Source organism: Pseudomonas sp. NY15364 (assembly GCF_048068235.1).
Classification (GTDB): domain Bacteria; phylum Pseudomonadota; class Gammaproteobacteria; order Pseudomonadales; family Pseudomonadaceae; genus Aquipseudomonas; species Aquipseudomonas mendocina_D.
Genome location: NZ_JBLUPX010000014.1, coordinates 13,977 through 31,529, shown reverse-complemented (window position 1 = coordinate 31,529; position 17,553 = coordinate 13,977). Strand labels below are relative to the sequence as shown.

Sequence of the window (17,553 nt, the reverse complement as noted above, 5' to 3'; positions counted from 1 at the left end):
CAGAAAGAACTCGCTTAGGTTAACGGCATCCGCCCCTGGCTGACACACTTCAATGTGTGTTCGAACATGACGTTCGCTAAGCTAATGACCGTCAATCAACGGAGTGGGCCATGAACGAGAACAAGAAGGTCGCTTTGATCATTGGCGCTGGCGATGCCACTGGTGGCGCCATCGCCCGGCGTTTCGCCCGCGAGGGGTATGTCGCCTGCGTCACCCGTCGTAGCCTGGACAAACTGCAACCGCTGCTGGAGGAAATTCGCGGCGAGGGCGGTGAGGCCCACGGTTTCGCGTCCGATGCACGGCGTGAGGAGCAGGTGGCTGAACTGGTCGAGAGCATCGAGCGTGACATCGGGCCGATCGAGGTAATGGTGTTCAATATCGGCGCCAACGTGCCCTGCAGCATTCTCGAGGAAACCGCGCGCAAGTACTTCAAGATCTGGGAAATGGCCTGTTTCTCCGGCTTCCTGACCAGTCAGGCGGTGGCCAGACGCATGGTCGGCCGTGGCCGTGGCACCATTTTGTTCACTGGCGCCACTGCGGGTTTGCGCGGTGCTGCCGGGTTCGCCGCGTTCGCCGGAGCCAAGCACGGCATTCGGGCGCTGGCGCAGAGCATGGCGCGTGAGTTGGGGCCGCTGAACGTGCATGTCGCTCATGTCGTGGTGGATGGCGCCATCGATACCGCGTTCATCCGCGATAGCTTTCCGGAGCTCTACGCCAAGAAGGATCAGGATGGCATTCTCGATCCCGAGCACATCGCCGACAGTTACTGGTTTCTGCACAGCCAGCCGCGTGATGCCTGGACCTTCGAGCTGGACCTGCGGCCGTGGATGGAGCGCTGGTAACCTGCGTTGAACCCACGATAACGATAAAGAGCGAGTGAACCTGATGAGCAAGACGGTGGAGTTCTTCTTCGACCTTGGCAGCCCGGCGTCCTACCTGGCCTATACCCAGTTGCCTAGCCTGTGCCGCGAGGCCGGCGCCGAGCTGGTGTATCGGCCGATGCTGCTCGGCGGCGTATTCCAGGCCACCGGCAACACGTCGCCAGCGATGATTCCGGTCAAGGGCCGCTACATGATTCGCGACCTGGCACGTTTTGCCGAGCGTTACGGCGTACCGATGCGTTTCAACCCGCATTTCCCGATCAATACTCTGACGCTGATGCGCTTGCTGGTAGCCGTCCAGCTGCATCAGCCGGAGCGCTTCGACGATGCTTTGCAGGCGCTATTCCGGGCTATCTGGGTCGATGGGGTGAACATGGGGGATCTGGCCAAGGTGGCAGGCGTGCTGGTGGCCGCTGGCTTCGATGCGGCGCAGTTGCAGGCGCAGATCGCTGAGCCGGCAGTCAAGGACGCACTCAAGGCGACTACCGAGGAGGCGGTCAAGCGCGGCGTATTTGGTGCACCGACCTGCTTCGTCGGCGATGAGATGTTCTTTGGCCAGGATCGCCTGGATTTCGTTCGCGAAGCCCTTCGCGCCTAGGTGCTTTTCGTACCGGGCCTGATGCCTGGCACAATGGCCGGATTATTGTCCGGCCGTTCGAGTACCCGATGAACCCCGAAGCATTGAAACTCCTGGTGACCCGCCGAATGCCTTATGGCAAGTACAAGGATCGGCTGATCGCCGATCTGCCTGGACACTACCTCAACTGGTTCGCCCGCACGGGCTTCCCCAAGGGCGAGCTGGGTCAGCTGCTGGCGCTGATGCAGGAGATCGACCACAACGGCCTCAAGCCGCTGCTAGACCCGCTGCGAAAGAATGCGTAAGCCGTCGGGTGTGCCATGCGCATCAGCGTGCGCTTGCAGGAATTGAGGTGCGCACAGAACACCCTACGGTAATGCCGTCATCTCAATGCCAGTTGCGCCCGTGATCCAGCTTCTGGTCCACCAGCCACTTGCCGTGTGCGATGGACGCGTGCTGGGCTTTGCTCAGGTCGTCCATGAAGGCGTAATCCACCGGCAAGGTCTGCCGTTTGCTGGTGTTGCCGTCGGGATCGGTGATCTTGCAACCGCCGGCCCAGGGTGTCGGCAGGCCAGGGTGTTCCATGACGCTGGCACGGATGGTGTGGTCGCGGTGGGTGCAGGTAAGCGCGCTCATGAGGCCACCTCGTAGATCGAGGCGCCGCCCTCGGCGTCGACGCCACACCGAAGTTCCAGCCGGGAGCCGGTAGCGGCGCCGCTTGGATGAGTGATGCGTCTGTTCTCCTACCTTAGCCCAGTTGGCGCAGCAGCGAGCTTTGCCCGACAAACGCACAGGGCCGGCATTGGCCGGCCCTGAGTGGTGTTTTCCTTGAAGCTATTCGATCGCCTCGCGCGCCTTGTCCGCATATCTTGGCTTGGGCGCGAAGCGGGCGGCCAAGCGCATCGAGACGGTTACCAGTCGCTGATACAGCGCCGGCATGCTGCGCTGCATCCAGTCCAGGGCATGGGTATCGGTGCCGATGAGGATGCGCCGTTTGTTGGTCAGCACGCCATTTACGATGACCTTTGCCGTCTGGTCCGGCGTGGTCCGCAGCAGCTGGTCATTGAATTGCTGACGCGCCTGTTCGGCGGCCTGGCCGGTTACCTTGGCCAAGCTGTCATTCATGCGCGCGGTCTTGGCGATGTTGGTGCGGATGCCGCCGGGGTGCACGCAACTGGCGGACACCCCGCAAGGGGCCATGTCCAGCTCCTGGCGCAATGACACGGTAAAACCGCGCACGGCGAACTTGCGGGCGTTGTAGGCGCTAATTCCGGGCTGGGAGAACAGCCCAAAGACTCTGGAGACGTTGACCACATGACCCTGGCCAGCCGCCTTGGGATAAGGCAGGAAGGCCTTGGTGCCGTTGATCACACCCCAGAAGTTGATGTTCATGATCCACTCGTAGTCGGCGTAATCGTTGCCTTCCACGGTGCCACCCTGAGTCACGCCGGCATTATTGAAGATGGCATTGACCCGGCCAAATTCGCTGATGATCTGCTCGGCCCTGGCCTCGACGGCTGCGCGGTCGGCGACGTCGACGCGCTGCTGGCTGACGGTGACGCCAAGTTTGCGCGCCTGCTCGGCAGTCTCTCGGAGAGCCTCGACGTTGACGTCGGACAGCGCCAGGTGACAGCCCTGGCGTGCCAGCTGATAGGCGAGGGCGCGGCCGATACCGGAGCCGGCGCCGGTGATGGCGGCTACCTTGTTCTCGAAGGATTTCATGCGCTGGTCTCCTGCACATCTAGGGCGATGGCGTTGCTCTGTGCCGGGTGAGTGGCCTGCTTGCGACTGAAGTGGTAGGCAGGGGGATCGAAGTGACGCGTCAGCATGCGGTAGCGCCAGGTGAAGCCCGGCCACACCGTGCAGTTGCGGCCACTGACCGGGTGCAGGTACCAGCTCATGCATCCGCCGGCGTTCCAGACGGTGCTGCCGAGATTGCCCTGAATCTTCCTGTTGAAGGCGTCCTGCGCCTCGCGCTTGGGCTCCAGGCTCTGCAGTTGGCCCTCTTCAAGCTGCTTGGGGGCGCCAAGTACATAGGTGATCTGCGACTCGATCATGTAGACCATGGAGTTGTGGCCCAAGCCGGTGTTCGGCACCCTGGTAGACGTCGTAGCACACGGCCTTGTGCTCGTTTTCCTCGATGGCGTGCCACATCCACAGTTGATACAGCTTCGGGTCGTTCATCTGCGTGGTGAGGTCTTCAAGCTTGAGTAACTGCTCAGCCATGGTCGCGGTGAAGTGTTCTAGGGCGCAGGTGGCGGCCAGGCGCTGCTTCTTGGTGCTGAAACGGGTGACCCATTCCAGCAGCACCTTGATGCGCAGCTCGAGGCGTTCCAGGTCGATATCGTGCTCGTTGGCGTAGTAGTTGTAGGCCGCATGCTCCTTGGAGTGCATGGCCTCCTGACCGATGAAGGCGCTGATGTCCTTTTTCAGCTGCGGCTCGCTGACCAGGTCGCGTAAGGCGCGCACGCTGTCGACGAAGAACTTTTCGCCGTAGGGGAACAGCGACGACCGGTTGTTCATGAAATGGCTCATGAAAGGGGCGTCATAGAAGCAGTATTTCGGTGTTTCGCTGAAACTGAAGTCCATGCGACGCACGGGGAAGCTGGATTTTGGCTGCGGTAGGGCGGTACTGGCGCTCATCGTTCGAGTCCTCTTCCGAGTTGGAACTCCCAAGTGTCGTGCGGCTCTGGTTGGCAGCACTCGGGGGCGCAGATGGTCAATCTCGACAGACCAACTGTGTCATTGAACGATGTAACTATCGTGCGTGCGTGCGGGCGCTGAGCGCCGCCAACTTAAGGCGGGTCTGATGGGCAGACATAGGGGAGAGGGCGCGCAAACCGCCGTGCCAGAGACGGCGGATTGCGTTGGTGACAGGGTTTACGGCGTGTTACGGCGCAGCTCGGCCACCTCGCTGCGCAGTGCGCGCAGCTCGTCGAGAATTGCCTGTTCGCGAGCTGCTGCAGCTTGCTCCTCGGCATTTGGCTCATGGGTGTTCTGCATCGCGTTGACGATAACGGCGATGAACAGGTTGAGCATCATGAATGTGGCGACGAGGATATAGGGCACGAAGAACAGCCAGGCCAGCGGATGTTCTTCCATTACCGGGCGCACGATGCCCATCGACCAGCTTTCCAGGGTCATCACCTGGAACAGGGTGTACAGGCTGGCGCCGATGTTACCGAACCACTCGGGGAAGCTCTCACCGAACAGCTGGGTGGCCATCACCGCGGCGACATAGAACACCAACACCATCAGCATGACGATGCTGCCCATGCCTGGTAGCGAGGCGAGCAGCGCCTGCACTACCTTGCGCATGCTTGGGTTGATCGACACCAGTCGCAATACCCGCAGCACGCGCAAGGCGCGTAGCACGGCGAAGGGGCCGCTGGCCGGTATCAGGGCGATGCCCACCACCAGGCAATCGAATACGGCCCAGGGGTCACGTAGCAGACCGACGCCACGGGCGGTGAAGCGCAGCGCCAGCTCGATGACGAAGCAGGTGAGGATGAAGGTATCGAGGATCAGCAGCGGCGTGCCCCAGTCGGTCATGATCGACGGTGACGTCTGCAGGCCGAGGATGACGGCATTGATGATGATCAGCAGGGTTACCAGGCGCTGCATGGTGGCGCCGTCCATGACAGCGCCCAGGCGCTGACGCCAGTCGCTGGATGGGTTCAGTTCGAGTTCGTGCATGGGAGTCTGGTCAAGGTCATCGGTGATGCCGGGCATTGCCCGGCAGAATCATCAACCCACTTGTGGGTTGGCAGGCGCTTCGGCTCAGTGATCGTCGAGGGCGAAGGCCGTCAGCGTGAAGGTGGGGATGCCGGCGTCCTGCAGTTTCTGCGAACCACCCAGCTCAGGTAGGTCAATGATCGCGGCGGCCTCGAAGATCGTTGCGCGCATGCGTCGTACCAAGTTGGCTGCGGCGATCAGGGTGCCGCCGGTTGCGATCAGGTCATCGAAGATCAGTACCGAATCGCCTTCGCAGAGGCTGTCGCTATGGACCTCGAGAAAGGCTTCGCCGTACTCGGTCTGGTAACCCTCGCTGAGGACGTCCGCCGGCAGTTTGCCCTGCTTGCGAAACAGCACCAGCGGCTTGTTCAGTTCGTAGGCGATGATTGAGCCGATCAGGAAACCGCGCGCGTCCATGGCGCCGATATGGCTGAATTCGGCCTCCACGTAACGTTGGATGAAACTGTCGGCGACCATGCGCAGGGCACGTGGCGACTGGAACAGCGGGGTGATGTCGCGAAAGATGACGCCCGGCTTGGGAAAGTCCGGTACCGGGCGGATCAGGGTCTTGATGCTGAATTCGTCAAAGATCATCGTGGGGTCCTAATGTGTGAGCCCGCGAACTCGTGCGAACTCAAACGTCGAGATTGCCGCCGGCCAGAGCACACAGTTCGATCGGGTCGAGAATGTGCACTTCCTTGCCTTCGGCTTCGAGCAGCTTGTTCTGTTGGAAGCGGGTAAATACGCGAGAGACTGTCTCCACCGCAAGGCCCAAATAGTTACCAATTTCGTTGCGCGACATGGCCAGGCGGAACTGATTGGCCGAGAAGCCACGCGCCCGGAAGCGGGCAGAGAGGTTGACCAGGAAGGTGGCGATGCGCTCGTCGGCAGTCTTCTTCGACAGCAACAGCATCATCTGCTGATCGTCGCGGATCTCGCGGCTCATGATACGCATCAGTTGGCGGCGCAGCTGTGGCAATTGCAGGGCCAGGTCATCGAGGCGCTCGAAGGGAATCTCGCAGACCGAGGTGGTTTCCAGTGCCTGCGCGGAGACCGGGTAGCGCTCGCCATCGACCCCGGACAGGCCGACCAGCTCGCTGGGCAGGTGGAAGCCGGTTATCTGCTCTTCGCCGCCATCGCTCAGGCTGAAGGTTTTCAGCGCGCCGGAACGCACGGCGAATACGGAGCCGAAGGAATCACCCTGACGGAACAGGAATTCGCCTTTTTTCAGCGGTCGACCACGCTTGACGATGTCGTCGAGGGCGTCCATGTCTTCCATGTTCAGCGAGAGCGGCAGGCACAAGCTGGCCAGGCTGCAATCCTTGCAATGGGCTTGGTGCTGCGTACGCAGCTTGATGCTCTCGGACATCGTTCAGCTTCCTGATAGATACGCAATGGCGCTTAGGGTACAGCAGGGGCGGGTTTGCGACCAGCCATGCAAGCCTGACTGCTTGCTCAAGTTTGATCCTAGTCTGCCGATGTGACCCTGAGATGATAGATCAAGGCAGGGAGCAGGGTAATGCGCATCGCTTCGCTGGGTTCACTGAACAATCTGGCTCAGGGTGTTCAACGACAGTTCAGCACGGCTGAACGAACTGCGCAGGAGAGTCGCGAAGGATTGCGCGTTAGCCTGTCCGAGCTGGGCAAGGGCATGTCGACCAGATCTGAGAAGCATCAAGATATCGACGATAGCGACCTGCCTCAGGCGATCAGGGATCTGCTCAAGATGATCCGCGAGCTGCGTGCACAGATCGTCGAGAAACAGGCGCAGATCGAGGCCATCATGAGCGACCAGAGGCTTGACGCCGAGGGCAAGCGTCAGCAGTTGGAAGGGCTGCAGACCGAGCTGGCCTCGCTCAACAGTGCGCTGACTTCGGCCAACGCCCAGCTGATCAAGTTGATGCGTGACGCTGGCCTTTCCAGCGAGCAGATGCAGGCTGCGAGCCTGCTGGCGATGAGTTGAGAAGCGCCCGTAACGGAGCGGGCGCTTGCCCGGCTCAGATCACCCGCGAGAAGCGCTGGCGCACCTGATCGTTGAGATAGCGATCGAACAGCATACACAGCGAACGCACCAGTAGGCGCCCGGCCGGGCGCACTTCAATACCCTGAGCGTCGAGGCTGATCAGGCCGTCAGCCGCGAGTTGCTCCAACTCGGGCCACAGGGCGCAGAAATAATCACGGAACACCACGCCATGCGTTTGCTCGATGTCGGCGAAGCGCAGTTGGAAATGGCAGATCAGCTGCTGAATCACGGCGCGACGCAGGCGGTCGTCGGCATTGCAGTGCAAGCCGCGGCGCGTCGCCAATTGGCCGTTGCCCAGGGACTGCTGATAACTGGCGATATCGCTGTCGTTCTGGCTGTACAGATCGCCGATCTGGCTGATGGCGGATACGCCCAGGCCGATCAGGTCGCAGTGGCCATGGGTGGTATAGCCCTGGAAGTTGCGCTGCAGCGTGCCTTCTTCCTGGGCGATGGCCAGTTCGTCATCGGGCAGGGCGAAGTGGTCCATGCCGATGTAGCGATACCCGGCGCGCGTCAGCTGCTCGATGCTGGCCTGCAGCATGGCCAGTTTGTCGCCCGGACTGGGAAGGTCATCGTTGTTGATGCGCCGTTGCGGCATGAAGCGTTCCGGCAGGTGCGCATAGTTGAACAGTGACAGGCGATCCGGTTGCAGGGCGATGACCTCGGCCACGGTGTGGGCGAAGCGCTCTGGGGTCTGTTTGGGCAGGCCGTAGATCAGGTCAATGTTCACCGAGCGGAACTGCAGGGTGCGGGCCGCCTCGACAATGGCGCGGGTCTCTTCCAGGGTCTGCAGGCGGTTGACCGCGCGCTGCACCTCGGGGTCGAGATCCTGCACGCCGAGGCTGACACGGTTGAAGCCCAGCTCACGCAGCAGGCCCATGGTCGACCAGTCCGCTTCGCGTGGGTCGATCTCGATGCTGTAATCACCGGAGTCATCATCTAGCAGGTTGAAGTGCTGGCGCAGGTGCTGCATCAGGTGGCGCAGCTCGTCATGGCTGAGGAAGGTTGGCGTGCCGCCACCGAAATGCAGTTGCTCGATTGGCTGGTTGCGATCGATGTAGCGGCTGATGATCTCGATTTCCCGCTCGAGCTTTTCCAGATAGGGCAAGGCGCGGCCACGATCCTTGGTGATCACCTTGTTACAGGCACAGTAGTAGCAGATGTGCGCGCAGAACGGGATGTGCACGTACAGCGACAGCGGACGCCCGGCCTTGCGACTGTCGCGTAGCGCATGCAGCAGATCGAACGGGCCGATGTCGTCGTGAAACTGCACTGCGGTCGGGTAAGAGGTGTAGCGCGGGCCGGCGAGATCGTAGCGGCGGATCAGGTCGGCATCCCACTGGATGGTTTCGAGCATGGGAAATAATCCTAGACAGGCTGTGTGGCCAGTCTAAGGATGCATGTAGGTGGCGGCCTTGACCTGAATCAAGGGCGCGTCGAGCACCGCAGGTGTTGTCGCGGCGTAGTCTGGATGTAATCCGGTTATAGGTCAGTGCCCCATCAGCCAGTGCTGGTGTGGGCCGGGTAGGGTCCAGATACCGAACAGGATGACCAGCAGGCCGCCGGCCATGCGCACGCCACGCTTGCGTAGCAGAGCGGTGATGCGTTCGGCAGCCAGGCCGGTAGCCAGCAGTACCGGCCATGTGCCCAGGCCGAAGGCCAGCATCAGCAGCGCGCTGTTAAGCGCATTACCCTGGCTGGAGGCCCACAGCAGGGTGCTGTAGACCAGCCCGCACGGCAGCCAGCCCCATAAACCACCGAGAGCCAGGGCGCGCGGCAGGCTGCTGACGGGCATGAAGCGCCGCGTCAGAGGCTGGATACGCCGCCACAGGCCACGGCCCAGTGCTTCGATACGTGTCAGCCCGCTCCACCAGCCGGCCAGATAAAGGCCCATGGCAATCAGCAGTAAGGCAGCCAGCGTGCGCATCGCCACTTCGGCTTTGCTGCCTGCAATGGCCCAGCCGGCAAGGCCCAGGAGCAAGCCTGCAAGGCTGTAGCTGAGAATGCGCCCGAGGTTGTAAGCCAGCAGCAACTGGAGACGCCTGCCGCGTTGCTCGGGGGGAATCGCCAGCGTCAGTGCGCCCATCAGACCGCCGCACATGCCGAGGCAATGGCCGCCGCCGAGCAGTCCAAGGATCAGCGCCGACACCAGCAGCGGTGCCAGCTCAAGCATCAGGTTTTCCCGGCTTGTTGTGGTCCGCGGCCTGCTCGACGCCGGCCTTGTGCAGCGGATCTTCGTCGTCGAACAGAATGCTGTGCGCTGGGCCGTCGAGATCGTCGTACTGACCGCTGTCCACCGCCCAGAAGAACAGCCAGATGGCGAAACCGACCAGGCCGATGGCGACAGGGATCAAGATGTAGAGGGCGGACATGCGGTCTCCAGGGGGCATCTAAGTAGGAGCGAGCACCGCTTCGTTGCGAGCAGCGCTCGCTCCTACGTATTCGGGGTTCGGCTCAGGCGCAAGGCATTGAGCACTACCAGCAGCGAACTCAGGGACATGCCCACGGCCGCCCAGATCGGTGTGATCCAGCCCAGGGCGGCGAAGGGCAGTACCAGGCCATTGTACAGCGTCGCCCAGGCCAGGTTTTCGATGATGATGCGGCGCGTGCGTTTGGCCAGCTTCAGGCCGTCGACCAGGCTGCTCAGGCGGTTCGACAGCAGCACAGCGTCGGCGCTGGTTTTCGCCAGGTCGGAGGCCGAGCCCATGGCCACGCTGATATCGGCAGCGGCCAGCACCGGTACGTCGTTGACGCCATCGCCGAGCATCAGCACGCGGCGCCCTTCGCTGTGCAACTGCTTGAGCACGGCCAGTTTGGCATCCGGGGTCAGGCCGCCCCGAGCGTCTTCGATGCCCAGTAGACGGGCGACTTCGCCCACCATCGGCGAGCTGTCGCCGGAGAGCAGGTGAATATGCCAGCCACGGGCGCGGGCGGCGGCGATCAGCGCAGGCGCATCTTCGCGCAGGCGGTCGTCGAGGACGAACCAGGCTAGCGGTCCCTGTTCGTCGCCCAGCAGCAGCCATTGCCCGTGCTCGCTGGCAATCGCGGGTACTGCCTGGCCACTGAGGGCGCAGACGAAGCTGGCCTCACCAATGCGTAGCAGGCGACCGTCGACGCTGCCCTGCAGGCCCTGGCCCGGGTAGCTGTCGACAGATTCCGCCGCGCGTGGCGCCTGGCTGAAGGCGCGGGCGATGGGGTGTTCCGAACGGTTTTCGAGTGCGGCTGCCAGCGCCAGGCAATCGCCCTCGTCAAGGTCGCGCAGCGGATGGATGGCCTTGAGGGTCAGGCGGCCTTCGGTGAGCGTGCCGGTCTTGTCCAGCACCAGGGTGTCGATCTGGTTGAGACCCTCGATGACATGACCGCGAGTGAGCAGCATGCCCAGTTTGTGCAGGCTGCCAGTGGCGGTGGTCAGAGCTGTCGGTGTGGCGAGGGCTAGGGCGCAGGGGCAGGTGGCCACCAGCAGGGCGAGTACCACCCAGAAGGCGCGACTGGAGTCGATTTCCCACCAGGCGAAGCCGACCACGGCGGCAGCGATCAGAATGAACAGCAGGAACCATTGCGAGACCCGATCGGCGATCTCCGCCAGGCGCGGCTTTTCGCTCTGCGCCCGTTCCAGCAGGCGCACGATGGCCGACAGGCGAGTGGCATCGCCTAGCGCCTGCACCTCGACGGTCAGCGGGCCTTCGACATTCAGCGTGCCGGCGGTGACGCCGTCGCCAATACCGCGTGGCAGCGGCAGGTATTCGCCGGTGAGCAGCGATTCGTCGACGCTGGACTGGCCGGCGAGGATGCGGCCGTCGGCCGGAATCAGCGAGCCGGGCTGCACCAGCACCCGCTCGCCGACACGCAGTTCGCTGAGCAGGATGCGCTGGCTCTGGCCGTCGGCCTCCAGGCGCAGGCAGGAGGCCGGCAGCAACTGCACCAGTTGTGCGGTCGCGGCAGCTGTGCGCTCGCGTGCTCGCCGCTCCAGGTAGCGGCCGGCGAGCAGGAACAGGGCGAACATGCCCACGGCGTCGAAATACAGTTCGCCCTGGCCGGTGATGGTCGACCAGATGCCGGCCACGTAGGCGCCGCCGATGGCCAGCGAGACCGAGACGTCCATGGTCAGGTGACGGGTGCGCAGGTCGCGCAGGGCGCCACGGAAGAACTGCCCGCAGCAGTAGAAGACGATGGGGGTGGTGAGGAACAGGCTGGTCCAGCGCAGGATCTTGTCCAGCTCCGGCGACAGGTCGATGTTGAATTCCGGCCAGGTGGCCATGGTCGCCATCATCACCTGCATCCACAGCAGACCGGCCACGCCCAGCTCGCGCATGCGTCGGCGGTTTTCCGCAGCCAGGCGTTCGGCGGCCTCGTCTGCCCGCCAGGGGTGCGCGGCATAGCCGATGCGGCGCAATTCGGCGAGTAGCTGGCTCAGGGGAATCTGGCTGTCCTGCCAGCGCACCTGCAGGCGGTGGTTGGACAGGTTCAGGTGTGCTTCGGCCACGCCCGGCACGCCGCGCAGGTGCTTCTCGATCAGCCAGCCGCAGGCGGCGCAGCTGATGCCCTCGATCAGCAGCTGCGTTTCGCTCAGTTCGCCCTGGTGCTGGACGAAGGGCTGCTGCACGTCGCTGCGGTCATACAGCGCCAGCTCGTCCGGCAGGGCTGCGGGCAGTGCCTGCGGGTTGGCAGAGTTTTCGCTGCGATGGCTGTAGTAATGCTCGAGCCCCCCGTCGACGATGGCTTCGGCCACGGCCTGACAGCCAGGGCAGCACATTTCGCGGCTCTGGCCGAGTACCTCGGCGCGGAAATGGCTGCCGGCAGGCACCGGCAGGCCACAGTGGTAGCAAGGAGTGGGGGCGGGCATCGGCTAGGTCAGTAGGAGGGGTTGTCACCGATCAGGATGGTCTGGCCATCGGTGATGTTCTCTTCCTCGAACAGACGCCAGTTCTGGCTACCTTCCTGACCAAGCAGTTCGACGAAGCGGCGACCGCTGACCTGGTCGACCATCTGCCCACGGTACTGGCCGTCAGCGGTTGGCTGCAGAATCACGCGGCGGTCGCGTTCCGGCTGGGTCGGCGAGATCAGGTTGAGGACGATCTGCTGCGGATTGCTGCTGCCCTGCAGCGACAGGGTGGCGACACCGGTGGTGTTGTCCAGCACCAGCTCGCCGTGCAGTTGCAGGCGTTCGGCCAGCTTCTCTCGCTCCAGAGACTGGTTGATGCCCTTGCCGACGTCGTAGTAATCGTCGGAGATCAGCCCGGGCGGGTTCTTGGTGGCGATGGTGAGCAGGGTCAGACCCTGCACCACCGAGTAGCCCAGCAGGAACAGGATGAACCAGGGCCAGAACTGCTTGTACCAGGGTTTGGCTGGCGATGGGTTTTGCTCGGACATGCTCTTTCCGTTGTCAGCGGACGCTGGGGCCGATAAAGCGGCTGTCGGCGTCGTTCTTGATACTGGGGTCGTCCGCCGATTGTACGTGGAAGACGATGTTGTTGGCGCTAGACGGCAACTTCTCCGGTGCGATGGAAAGCTCGACCGGGAAGGAGTACACCTCGCCAGCCAGGGCTCGCACTTCTCGCTTGCCTTCGTAGATCAAGCCGTCGAGACCGTCGGCGCTGATCACGTAGGTCATGTCGCGCTGGGCCTTGTTCATGATCTTCAGGGTGTAGACGTTCTCGATGTAGCCGCGCTCGTTCTCGCGGAACAGTACGCGGTCCTTGAGCACGTCCAGCTCCACCAGCGGACGAGTGGCCACAGCCCAGGCGAACAGGCCGATCATCGCGACCAGTGCGACAGCGTACCCGATCAGGCGCGGGCGCAGCAGGTGCGTCTTGCGCCCGGACAGGTTGTGTTCAGTGGTGTAGCTGATCAGCCCCTTGGGATAGTTCATCTTGTCCATGATGTCGTCGCAGGCGTCGATGCACGCGGCGCAGCCGATGCATTCGATCTGCAGGCCGTCGCGGATATCGATGCCGGTGGGGCAGACCTGTACGCACATCTTGCAGTCGATGCAGTCACCCAGGCCCTGTGCCTTGTAGTCGGCGTCCTTCTTGCGCGGGCCGCGCTTCTCACCGCGGCGCGGGTCGTAGGAGACGATCAGGGTGTCCTGGTCGAACATCACGCTCTGGAAGCGCGCATAGGGGCACATGTAGATGCACACCTGCTCGCGCAGGTAGCCGGCGTTGCCGTAGGTGGCGAGGGTGAAGAAGCCGATCCAGAAATAGGCCCAGCCGCTGGCCTGGCCGGTGAAGATCTCGATCACCAGGTCGCGAATAGGCGTGAAGTAGCCGACAAAGGTGATCGCCGTGAGCAGCGACACGCCGACCCAGATGCCGTGCTTGGCCAGCTTGCGCCCGAACTTCCTGCCGCTCATGGGCTGTTTGTCGAGCTTCATGCGCTGGTTGCGGTCACCTTCGGTGACTTTCTCCGCCCACATGAAGACCCAGGTGAAGACGCTCTGCGGGCAGGTATAGCCGCACCAGACGCGGCCGGCGAACACGGTGATGAAGAACAGGCCGAAGGCACAGATGATCAACAGCCAGGACAGCAGCATGAAGTCCTGCGGCCAGTAGGTGGCGCCGAAGATGTGGAACTTGCGTTCCGGCAGGTTCCACCAGACGGCCTGGCGGCCTTCCCAGTTCAGCCAGACGGTGCCGAAGAACAGCAGGAAGAGGAGGGCGCCACCAGCAAGCCGCAGATTGCGAAACAGGCCGGTGAATGCGCGGGTATAGATCTTCTCGCGGCTGGCGTAGAGATCGACGCCGGCGTTCTTGGCAGTAGGAGGGGTGACGTCCTGGACGGGAATCTGTTCGCTCATCAATGCATACCAAAGCGGTTGAGTGGCAGCCCGGGCCGATACGTGCCGGTCAGGGTCAATTCACGGTAGCTCATATGGTACGCCTGAAAGACAACGCCCGGGTGCGACCAGCGGTCGCGACCCGGGCGTTCATTGACCCTTGTCAAAAGAGTCGTTCTGCGATTACTGCTCTTGGGCCTTGTGCGACAGGCTGTACACGTAGGCAGCCAGCAGGTGCACCTTGTCGTTGCCGAGGAATTCTTCCTGGGCTGGCATGTTGCCGTGACGACCGTAGCGGATGCTCTGCTGCAGTTGCGCGTAGCTGCTGCCATAGATGAACGCTGCCGGGTTGGTCAGGTTCGGTGCGCCCATGGCAGGAGTACCCTTGCCGTCAGCGCCGTGGCAGGCGAAGCAGGTACCGGCGAAGACCTTCTGGCCCGCTTCGATATCGGCTTCCACGCCTTCCGGCAGCTCACGACCGGCCAGCTCGGTCAACACGTAGGCGGCGACATTGCGCACGCCGTCTTCGCCAATGGCCGGGCCTTGAGCCGGCATGGCGCCCTGGCGACCCTTGAGGATGGTGGTCTTGATGGTTTCCGGCTCGCCGCCCCAGCGCCATTCGTTGTCGGTCAGATTGGGGAAGCCGTAGCTGCCCTTGGCATCGGAACCGTGGCAAACCGAGCAGTTGGAGGCGAACAGGCGGCCACCCATTTTCAGGGCTTGCGGGTCCTGTGCGACTTCTTCGATCGGCATGGCGGCGTACTTGGCGAACAGCGGGCCGTATTGCTCATCGGCGCGCGCCATTTCCTTTTCCCACTGGTGCACGCCGGTCCAGCCGGAGTGACGCATGGAGCCGTCAGCGATCTGTACGCCGGCTGCGAAAGGCGTCTGCTTTTCGTTGTCGACGTAGTCGTAGCCCGGCAGCAGGCCCTTGAAGTTACCCAGGCCCGGATACAGCGCGAGGTAGCCGAGGGCGAAGACGATGGTGGCGATGAACAGCATGAACCACCACTTCGGCAGCGGGTTGTCATACTCCTCGATGCCGTCGAAGCTGTGGCCGACGGTTTCCTCGGTGGTTTCCTGGCGCTGGCCCTTGCGGGTGCCGAAGATCAGCCAGGTCAGGGCGAAAATGGTGCCCAGAGACAGAATGGTTACGTACCAACTCCAGAACGTGGTCATTGGTTATTGCTCCTGGAAGAGTCCTGATCGCGCTTGGACTCGGGCTTGGGGTCGTCAGCGAAGGGCAGGTTGGCAGCTTCGTCGAAGCTCGATTTGCGCTTGCTGCTGTAGGCCCAGAGCACCACGCCGATGAAGGCGATGAATACCACCGCCGTGCCGATGCCGCGAATCATCCCGATGTCCATAGCGTCTTACCGTTTGTTCTTGATGGAAGTACCAAGCACCTGCAGGTACGCGATCAGCGCGTCCATTTCGGTGTTGCCCTTCACGGCATCGCGTGCACCGGCGATATCTTCGTCGGTGTAGGGGATGCCGAAGCCACGCATGACTTCCATCTTCTTGGCGGTGTCGCGACCGTCGAGCTTGTTCTCCACCAGCCATGGGTAGGCGGGCATCTTCGACTCAGGCACGACGTTGCGCGGGTTGTACAGGTGGGCGCGATGCCACTCGTCCGAGTAGCGGCCGCCGACGCGGGCCAGGTCCGGGCCGGTACGCTTGGAACCCCACAGGAAGGGGTGATCCCAGACGCTTTCGCCAGCGACGGAGTAGTGGCCGTAACGCTCGGTCTCGGCGCGGAACGGGCGGATCATCTGCGAGTGGCAGCCGACGCAGCCCTCGCGGATGTAGATATCGCGACCTTCCAGTTGCATGGCGGTGTAGGGCTTGAGGCCTTCCACCGGCTCATTGGTGACGTCCTGGAAGAACAGCGGGACGATCTGAGTCAGGCCACCGATGCTGACGGCAATCACCATCAGCAGCGCCATCAGGCCGATATTCTTCTCGATGATTTCGTGTTTCATCAGTGAGCTACTCCGGCGGGAATCTGCGCAGCCGCTTCGTATTCAGCCGGCTTGGCGGCACGCACGGTGCGGTAGGTGTTGTAAGCCATCAGCAGCATGCCGGTGACGAAGAAGGCGCCGCCGATCATGCGCACGACAAAACCTGCATGGCTGGCTTCCAGCGCTTCGACGAAGGAGTAGGTGAGGGTGCCGTCTTCGTTCACTGCACGCCACATCAGACCCTGGGTGATGCCGTTGACCCACATCGAGGCGATGTACAGCACGGTGCCGATGGTGGCCAGCCAGAAGTGGGTGTTGATCAGGCCGATGCTGTGCATCTGCTCGCGGCCGAACACCTTGGGAATCAGGTGATACAGCGAGCCGATGGAGATCATCGCTACCCAGCCCAGCGCCCCGGCGTGCACGTGGCCGATGGTCCAGTCGGTGTAGTGGGACAGGGCGTTGACGGTCTTGATGGCCATCATCGGGCCTTCGAAGGTCGACATGCCGTAGAACGCCAGGGACACGACCAAAAAGCGCAGGATCGGGTCGGTGCGCAGCTTATGCCAGGCGCCGGACAGGCTCATCATGCCGTTGATCATGCCGCCCCAGCTCGGTGCCAGCAGGATGACCGACATGGCCATGCCCAGGGACTGCGCCCAGTCAGGCAGGGCGGTGTAGTGCAGGTGGTGCGGACCGGCCCAGATGTACAGGGTGATCAGCGCCCAGAAGTGCACGATGGACAGGCGATAGGAGTAGATCGGACGCTCGGCCTGCTTGGGTACGAAGTAGTACATCATGCCCAGGAAGCCGGTGGTCAGGAAGAAGCCTACGGCGTTGTGGCCGTACCACCACTGGATCATCGCGTCGGTCGCGCCGGCGTAGACCGAGTACGACTTGAACAGGCTCACCGGCATGGCCGCGCTGTTGACGATATGCAGCATAGCGGTCACGAGGATGAAGGCGCCGAAGAACCAGTTGCCCACATAAATGTGCTTGGTCTTGCGCTTGACGATAGTGCCGAAGAACACCACCAGGTAGGTGATCCAGACCAGGCCCAGAAGGATGTCGATCGGCCATTCCAGCTCGGCGTATTCCTTGGTGCTGGTGTAGCCCATCGGCAGGGTGATCACCGCCAGGACGATGACCGCTTGCCAGCCCCAGAAGGTAAAGGCAGCCAGACCGTCGGAAATCAGGCGCGTTTGGCAGGTGCGCTGGACCACGTAGTACGAGGTCGCGAACAGTGCGCATCCGCCGAAGGCGAAGATCACCGCGTTGGTATGAAGCGGGCGCAGACGGCCGAAGCTGGTCCACGGCAGGCCAAGGTTGAGTTCCGGCCACACGAGTTGTGCGGCGATGAACACGCCTAGACCCATCCCAATGACCCCCCAGATCACCGTCATAATGGCGAACTGGCGGACCACCTTATAGTTATAAGCAGTCTGACTGATTGCTGTGCTCATGCTAGGGGTTCCACGGTTAATGGATTTTTATGGGGCAAAAATCGGCGGCAAGTATGGAGAAAGCAGGTAGCCATTGCAACGCAGCATGCCGACACGAACTGGGTTCCAGAGGCTTTAACGGGCCTTGCGAGAGGAACCCGA

General features: G+C 62.5%; 19 protein-coding genes and 2 pseudogenes. 4 read left to right on the top strand and 17 right to left on the bottom strand.

What is annotated here, in order from left to right; all coding sequences use genetic code 11:
• The first annotated feature begins 110 nt into the window (after positions 1 to 110).
• From ACNFCJ_RS13560 to ACNFCJ_RS13550, 3 genes are all read left to right on the top strand, one after another.
• A complete protein-coding gene (locus tag ACNFCJ_RS13560) occupies positions 111 to 842 on the top strand; it encodes an SDR family oxidoreductase (protein ID WP_416771853.1) in 732 nt (243 codons plus the stop codon).
• A gap of 43 nt (positions 843 to 885) precedes the next feature.
• Positions 886 to 1,479, top strand: coding sequence for a 2-hydroxychromene-2-carboxylate isomerase (locus ACNFCJ_RS13555; RefSeq protein WP_416771851.1), 594 nt, complete (start codon positions 886 to 888; stop codon positions 1,477 to 1,479).
• Between the two features lie 68 nt (positions 1,480 to 1,547).
• Positions 1,548 to 1,763 carry a DUF3820 family protein gene (locus tag ACNFCJ_RS13550; protein WP_099523655.1) on the top strand — a complete coding sequence of 72 codons (216 nt, stop codon included), beginning with the start codon at positions 1,548 to 1,550 and terminating at the stop codon, positions 1,761 to 1,763.
• Positions 1,764 to 1,845: 82 nt separating this feature from the next.
• On the opposite strand, the gene ACNFCJ_RS13545 is transcribed toward ACNFCJ_RS13550, so the two are convergent.
• The 7 genes and pseudogenes from ACNFCJ_RS13545 to fnr all read right to left on the bottom strand — a co-directional run bounded on the left by ACNFCJ_RS13545 (position 1,846) and on the right by fnr (position 6,562).
• Complete coding sequence (locus tag ACNFCJ_RS13545; RefSeq protein WP_416771850.1) at positions 1,846 to 2,094, bottom strand: hypothetical protein; 249 nt, start codon at positions 2,092 to 2,094, stop codon at positions 1,846 to 1,848.
• A 198-nt stretch (positions 2,095 to 2,292) separates the two neighbouring features.
• Positions 2,293 to 3,180 (bottom strand): SDR family NAD(P)-dependent oxidoreductase, encoded by an 888-nt coding sequence (locus tag ACNFCJ_RS13540; protein WP_416771848.1) that lies wholly within the window; start codon positions 3,178 to 3,180, stop codon positions 2,293 to 2,295.
• Positions 3,177 to 3,551, bottom strand: a pseudogene (locus tag ACNFCJ_RS13535) (4-hydroxyacetophenone monooxygenase); the annotation flags it as partial. The gene ACNFCJ_RS13540 and the pseudogene ACNFCJ_RS13535, both read right to left, overlap by 4 nt.
• Positions 3,552 to 3,555: 4 nt before the next feature.
• Positions 3,556 to 4,101: pseudogene (locus tag ACNFCJ_RS13530) on the bottom strand (metal-dependent hydrolase); the annotation flags it as partial.
• 237 nt (positions 4,102 to 4,338) lie between these two features.
• Positions 4,339 to 5,154: an ion transporter gene (locus tag ACNFCJ_RS13525; RefSeq protein WP_416771846.1), complete on the bottom strand. Its 816-nt coding sequence runs from the start codon at positions 5,152 to 5,154 to the stop codon at positions 4,339 to 4,341.
• 84 nt (positions 5,155 to 5,238) lie between these two features.
• Positions 5,239 to 5,787, bottom strand: coding sequence for an adenine phosphoribosyltransferase (locus ACNFCJ_RS13520; RefSeq protein ID WP_003460975.1), 549 nt, complete (start codon positions 5,785 to 5,787; stop codon positions 5,239 to 5,241).
• Between the two features lie 40 nt (positions 5,788 to 5,827).
• Positions 5,828 to 6,562: a fumarate/nitrate reduction transcriptional regulator Fnr gene (gene fnr, locus ACNFCJ_RS13515; protein ID WP_084341147.1), complete on the bottom strand. Its 735-nt coding sequence runs from the start codon at positions 6,560 to 6,562 to the stop codon at positions 5,828 to 5,830.
• A 150-nt stretch (positions 6,563 to 6,712) separates the two neighbouring features.
• Here fnr and ACNFCJ_RS13510 point away from each other — a divergent pair, with 150 nt between their 5' ends.
• Positions 6,713 to 7,156, top strand: a complete 444-nt coding sequence (locus ACNFCJ_RS13510) for a hypothetical protein (protein ID WP_179576398.1) — start codon at positions 6,713 to 6,715, stop codon at positions 7,154 to 7,156.
• Between the two features lie 34 nt (positions 7,157 to 7,190).
• Here ACNFCJ_RS13510 and hemN read toward each other — a convergent pair whose 3' ends face one another.
• From hemN to ccoN, 10 genes are all read right to left on the bottom strand, one after another.
• On the bottom strand, positions 7,191 to 8,573 hold the full coding sequence (hemN, locus tag ACNFCJ_RS13505) for an oxygen-independent coproporphyrinogen III oxidase (RefSeq protein WP_416771845.1): 1,383 nt from the start codon (positions 8,571 to 8,573) through the stop codon (positions 7,191 to 7,193).
• A gap of 132 nt (positions 8,574 to 8,705) precedes the next feature.
• Positions 8,706 to 9,389 (bottom strand): sulfite exporter TauE/SafE family protein, encoded by a 684-nt coding sequence (locus ACNFCJ_RS13500; RefSeq protein WP_416771844.1) that lies wholly within the window; start codon positions 9,387 to 9,389, stop codon positions 8,706 to 8,708.
• Positions 9,382 to 9,588: a cbb3-type cytochrome oxidase assembly protein CcoS gene (ccoS, locus tag ACNFCJ_RS13495; RefSeq protein ID WP_099523671.1), complete on the bottom strand. Its 207-nt coding sequence runs from the start codon at positions 9,586 to 9,588 to the stop codon at positions 9,382 to 9,384. The genes ACNFCJ_RS13500 and ccoS overlap by 8 nt, the downstream gene beginning before the upstream one ends.
• Positions 9,589 to 9,650: 62 nt before the next feature.
• Positions 9,651 to 12,059, bottom strand: a complete 2,409-nt coding sequence (locus tag ACNFCJ_RS13490) for a heavy metal translocating P-type ATPase (protein WP_416771843.1) — start codon at positions 12,057 to 12,059, stop codon at positions 9,651 to 9,653.
• A gap of 8 nt (positions 12,060 to 12,067) precedes the next feature.
• Positions 12,068 to 12,586 carry a FixH family protein gene (locus tag ACNFCJ_RS13485; RefSeq protein WP_024307960.1) on the bottom strand — a complete coding sequence of 173 codons (519 nt, stop codon included), beginning with the start codon at positions 12,584 to 12,586 and terminating at the stop codon, positions 12,068 to 12,070.
• A gap of 13 nt (positions 12,587 to 12,599) precedes the next feature.
• Complete coding sequence (gene ccoG, locus ACNFCJ_RS13480) at positions 12,600 to 14,012, bottom strand: cytochrome c oxidase accessory protein CcoG (RefSeq protein WP_416771842.1); 1,413 nt, start codon at positions 14,010 to 14,012, stop codon at positions 12,600 to 12,602.
• 162 nt (positions 14,013 to 14,174) lie between these two features.
• Complete coding sequence (gene ccoP, locus ACNFCJ_RS13475) at positions 14,175 to 15,170, bottom strand: cytochrome-c oxidase, cbb3-type subunit III (protein ID WP_416771840.1); 996 nt, start codon at positions 15,168 to 15,170, stop codon at positions 14,175 to 14,177.
• Positions 15,167 to 15,355: a CcoQ/FixQ family Cbb3-type cytochrome c oxidase assembly chaperone gene (locus ACNFCJ_RS13470; protein ID WP_017677205.1), complete on the bottom strand. Its 189-nt coding sequence runs from the start codon at positions 15,353 to 15,355 to the stop codon at positions 15,167 to 15,169. The genes ccoP and ACNFCJ_RS13470 overlap by 4 nt, the downstream gene beginning before the upstream one ends.
• A 6-nt stretch (positions 15,356 to 15,361) precedes the next feature.
• On the bottom strand, positions 15,362 to 15,970 hold the full coding sequence (gene ccoO / locus ACNFCJ_RS13465) for a cytochrome-c oxidase, cbb3-type subunit II (RefSeq protein WP_017677204.1): 609 nt from the start codon (positions 15,968 to 15,970) through the stop codon (positions 15,362 to 15,364).
• The gene (ccoN, locus tag ACNFCJ_RS13460; RefSeq protein ID WP_416771839.1) at positions 15,970 to 17,412 is read right to left on the bottom strand and encodes a cytochrome-c oxidase, cbb3-type subunit I; all 1,443 of its coding nucleotides are present in this window, start codon (positions 17,410 to 17,412) and stop codon (positions 15,970 to 15,972) included. Before ccoN ends, ccoO begins: the two co-directional genes overlap by 1 nt.
• Positions 17,413 to 17,553 lie beyond the last annotated feature (141 nt).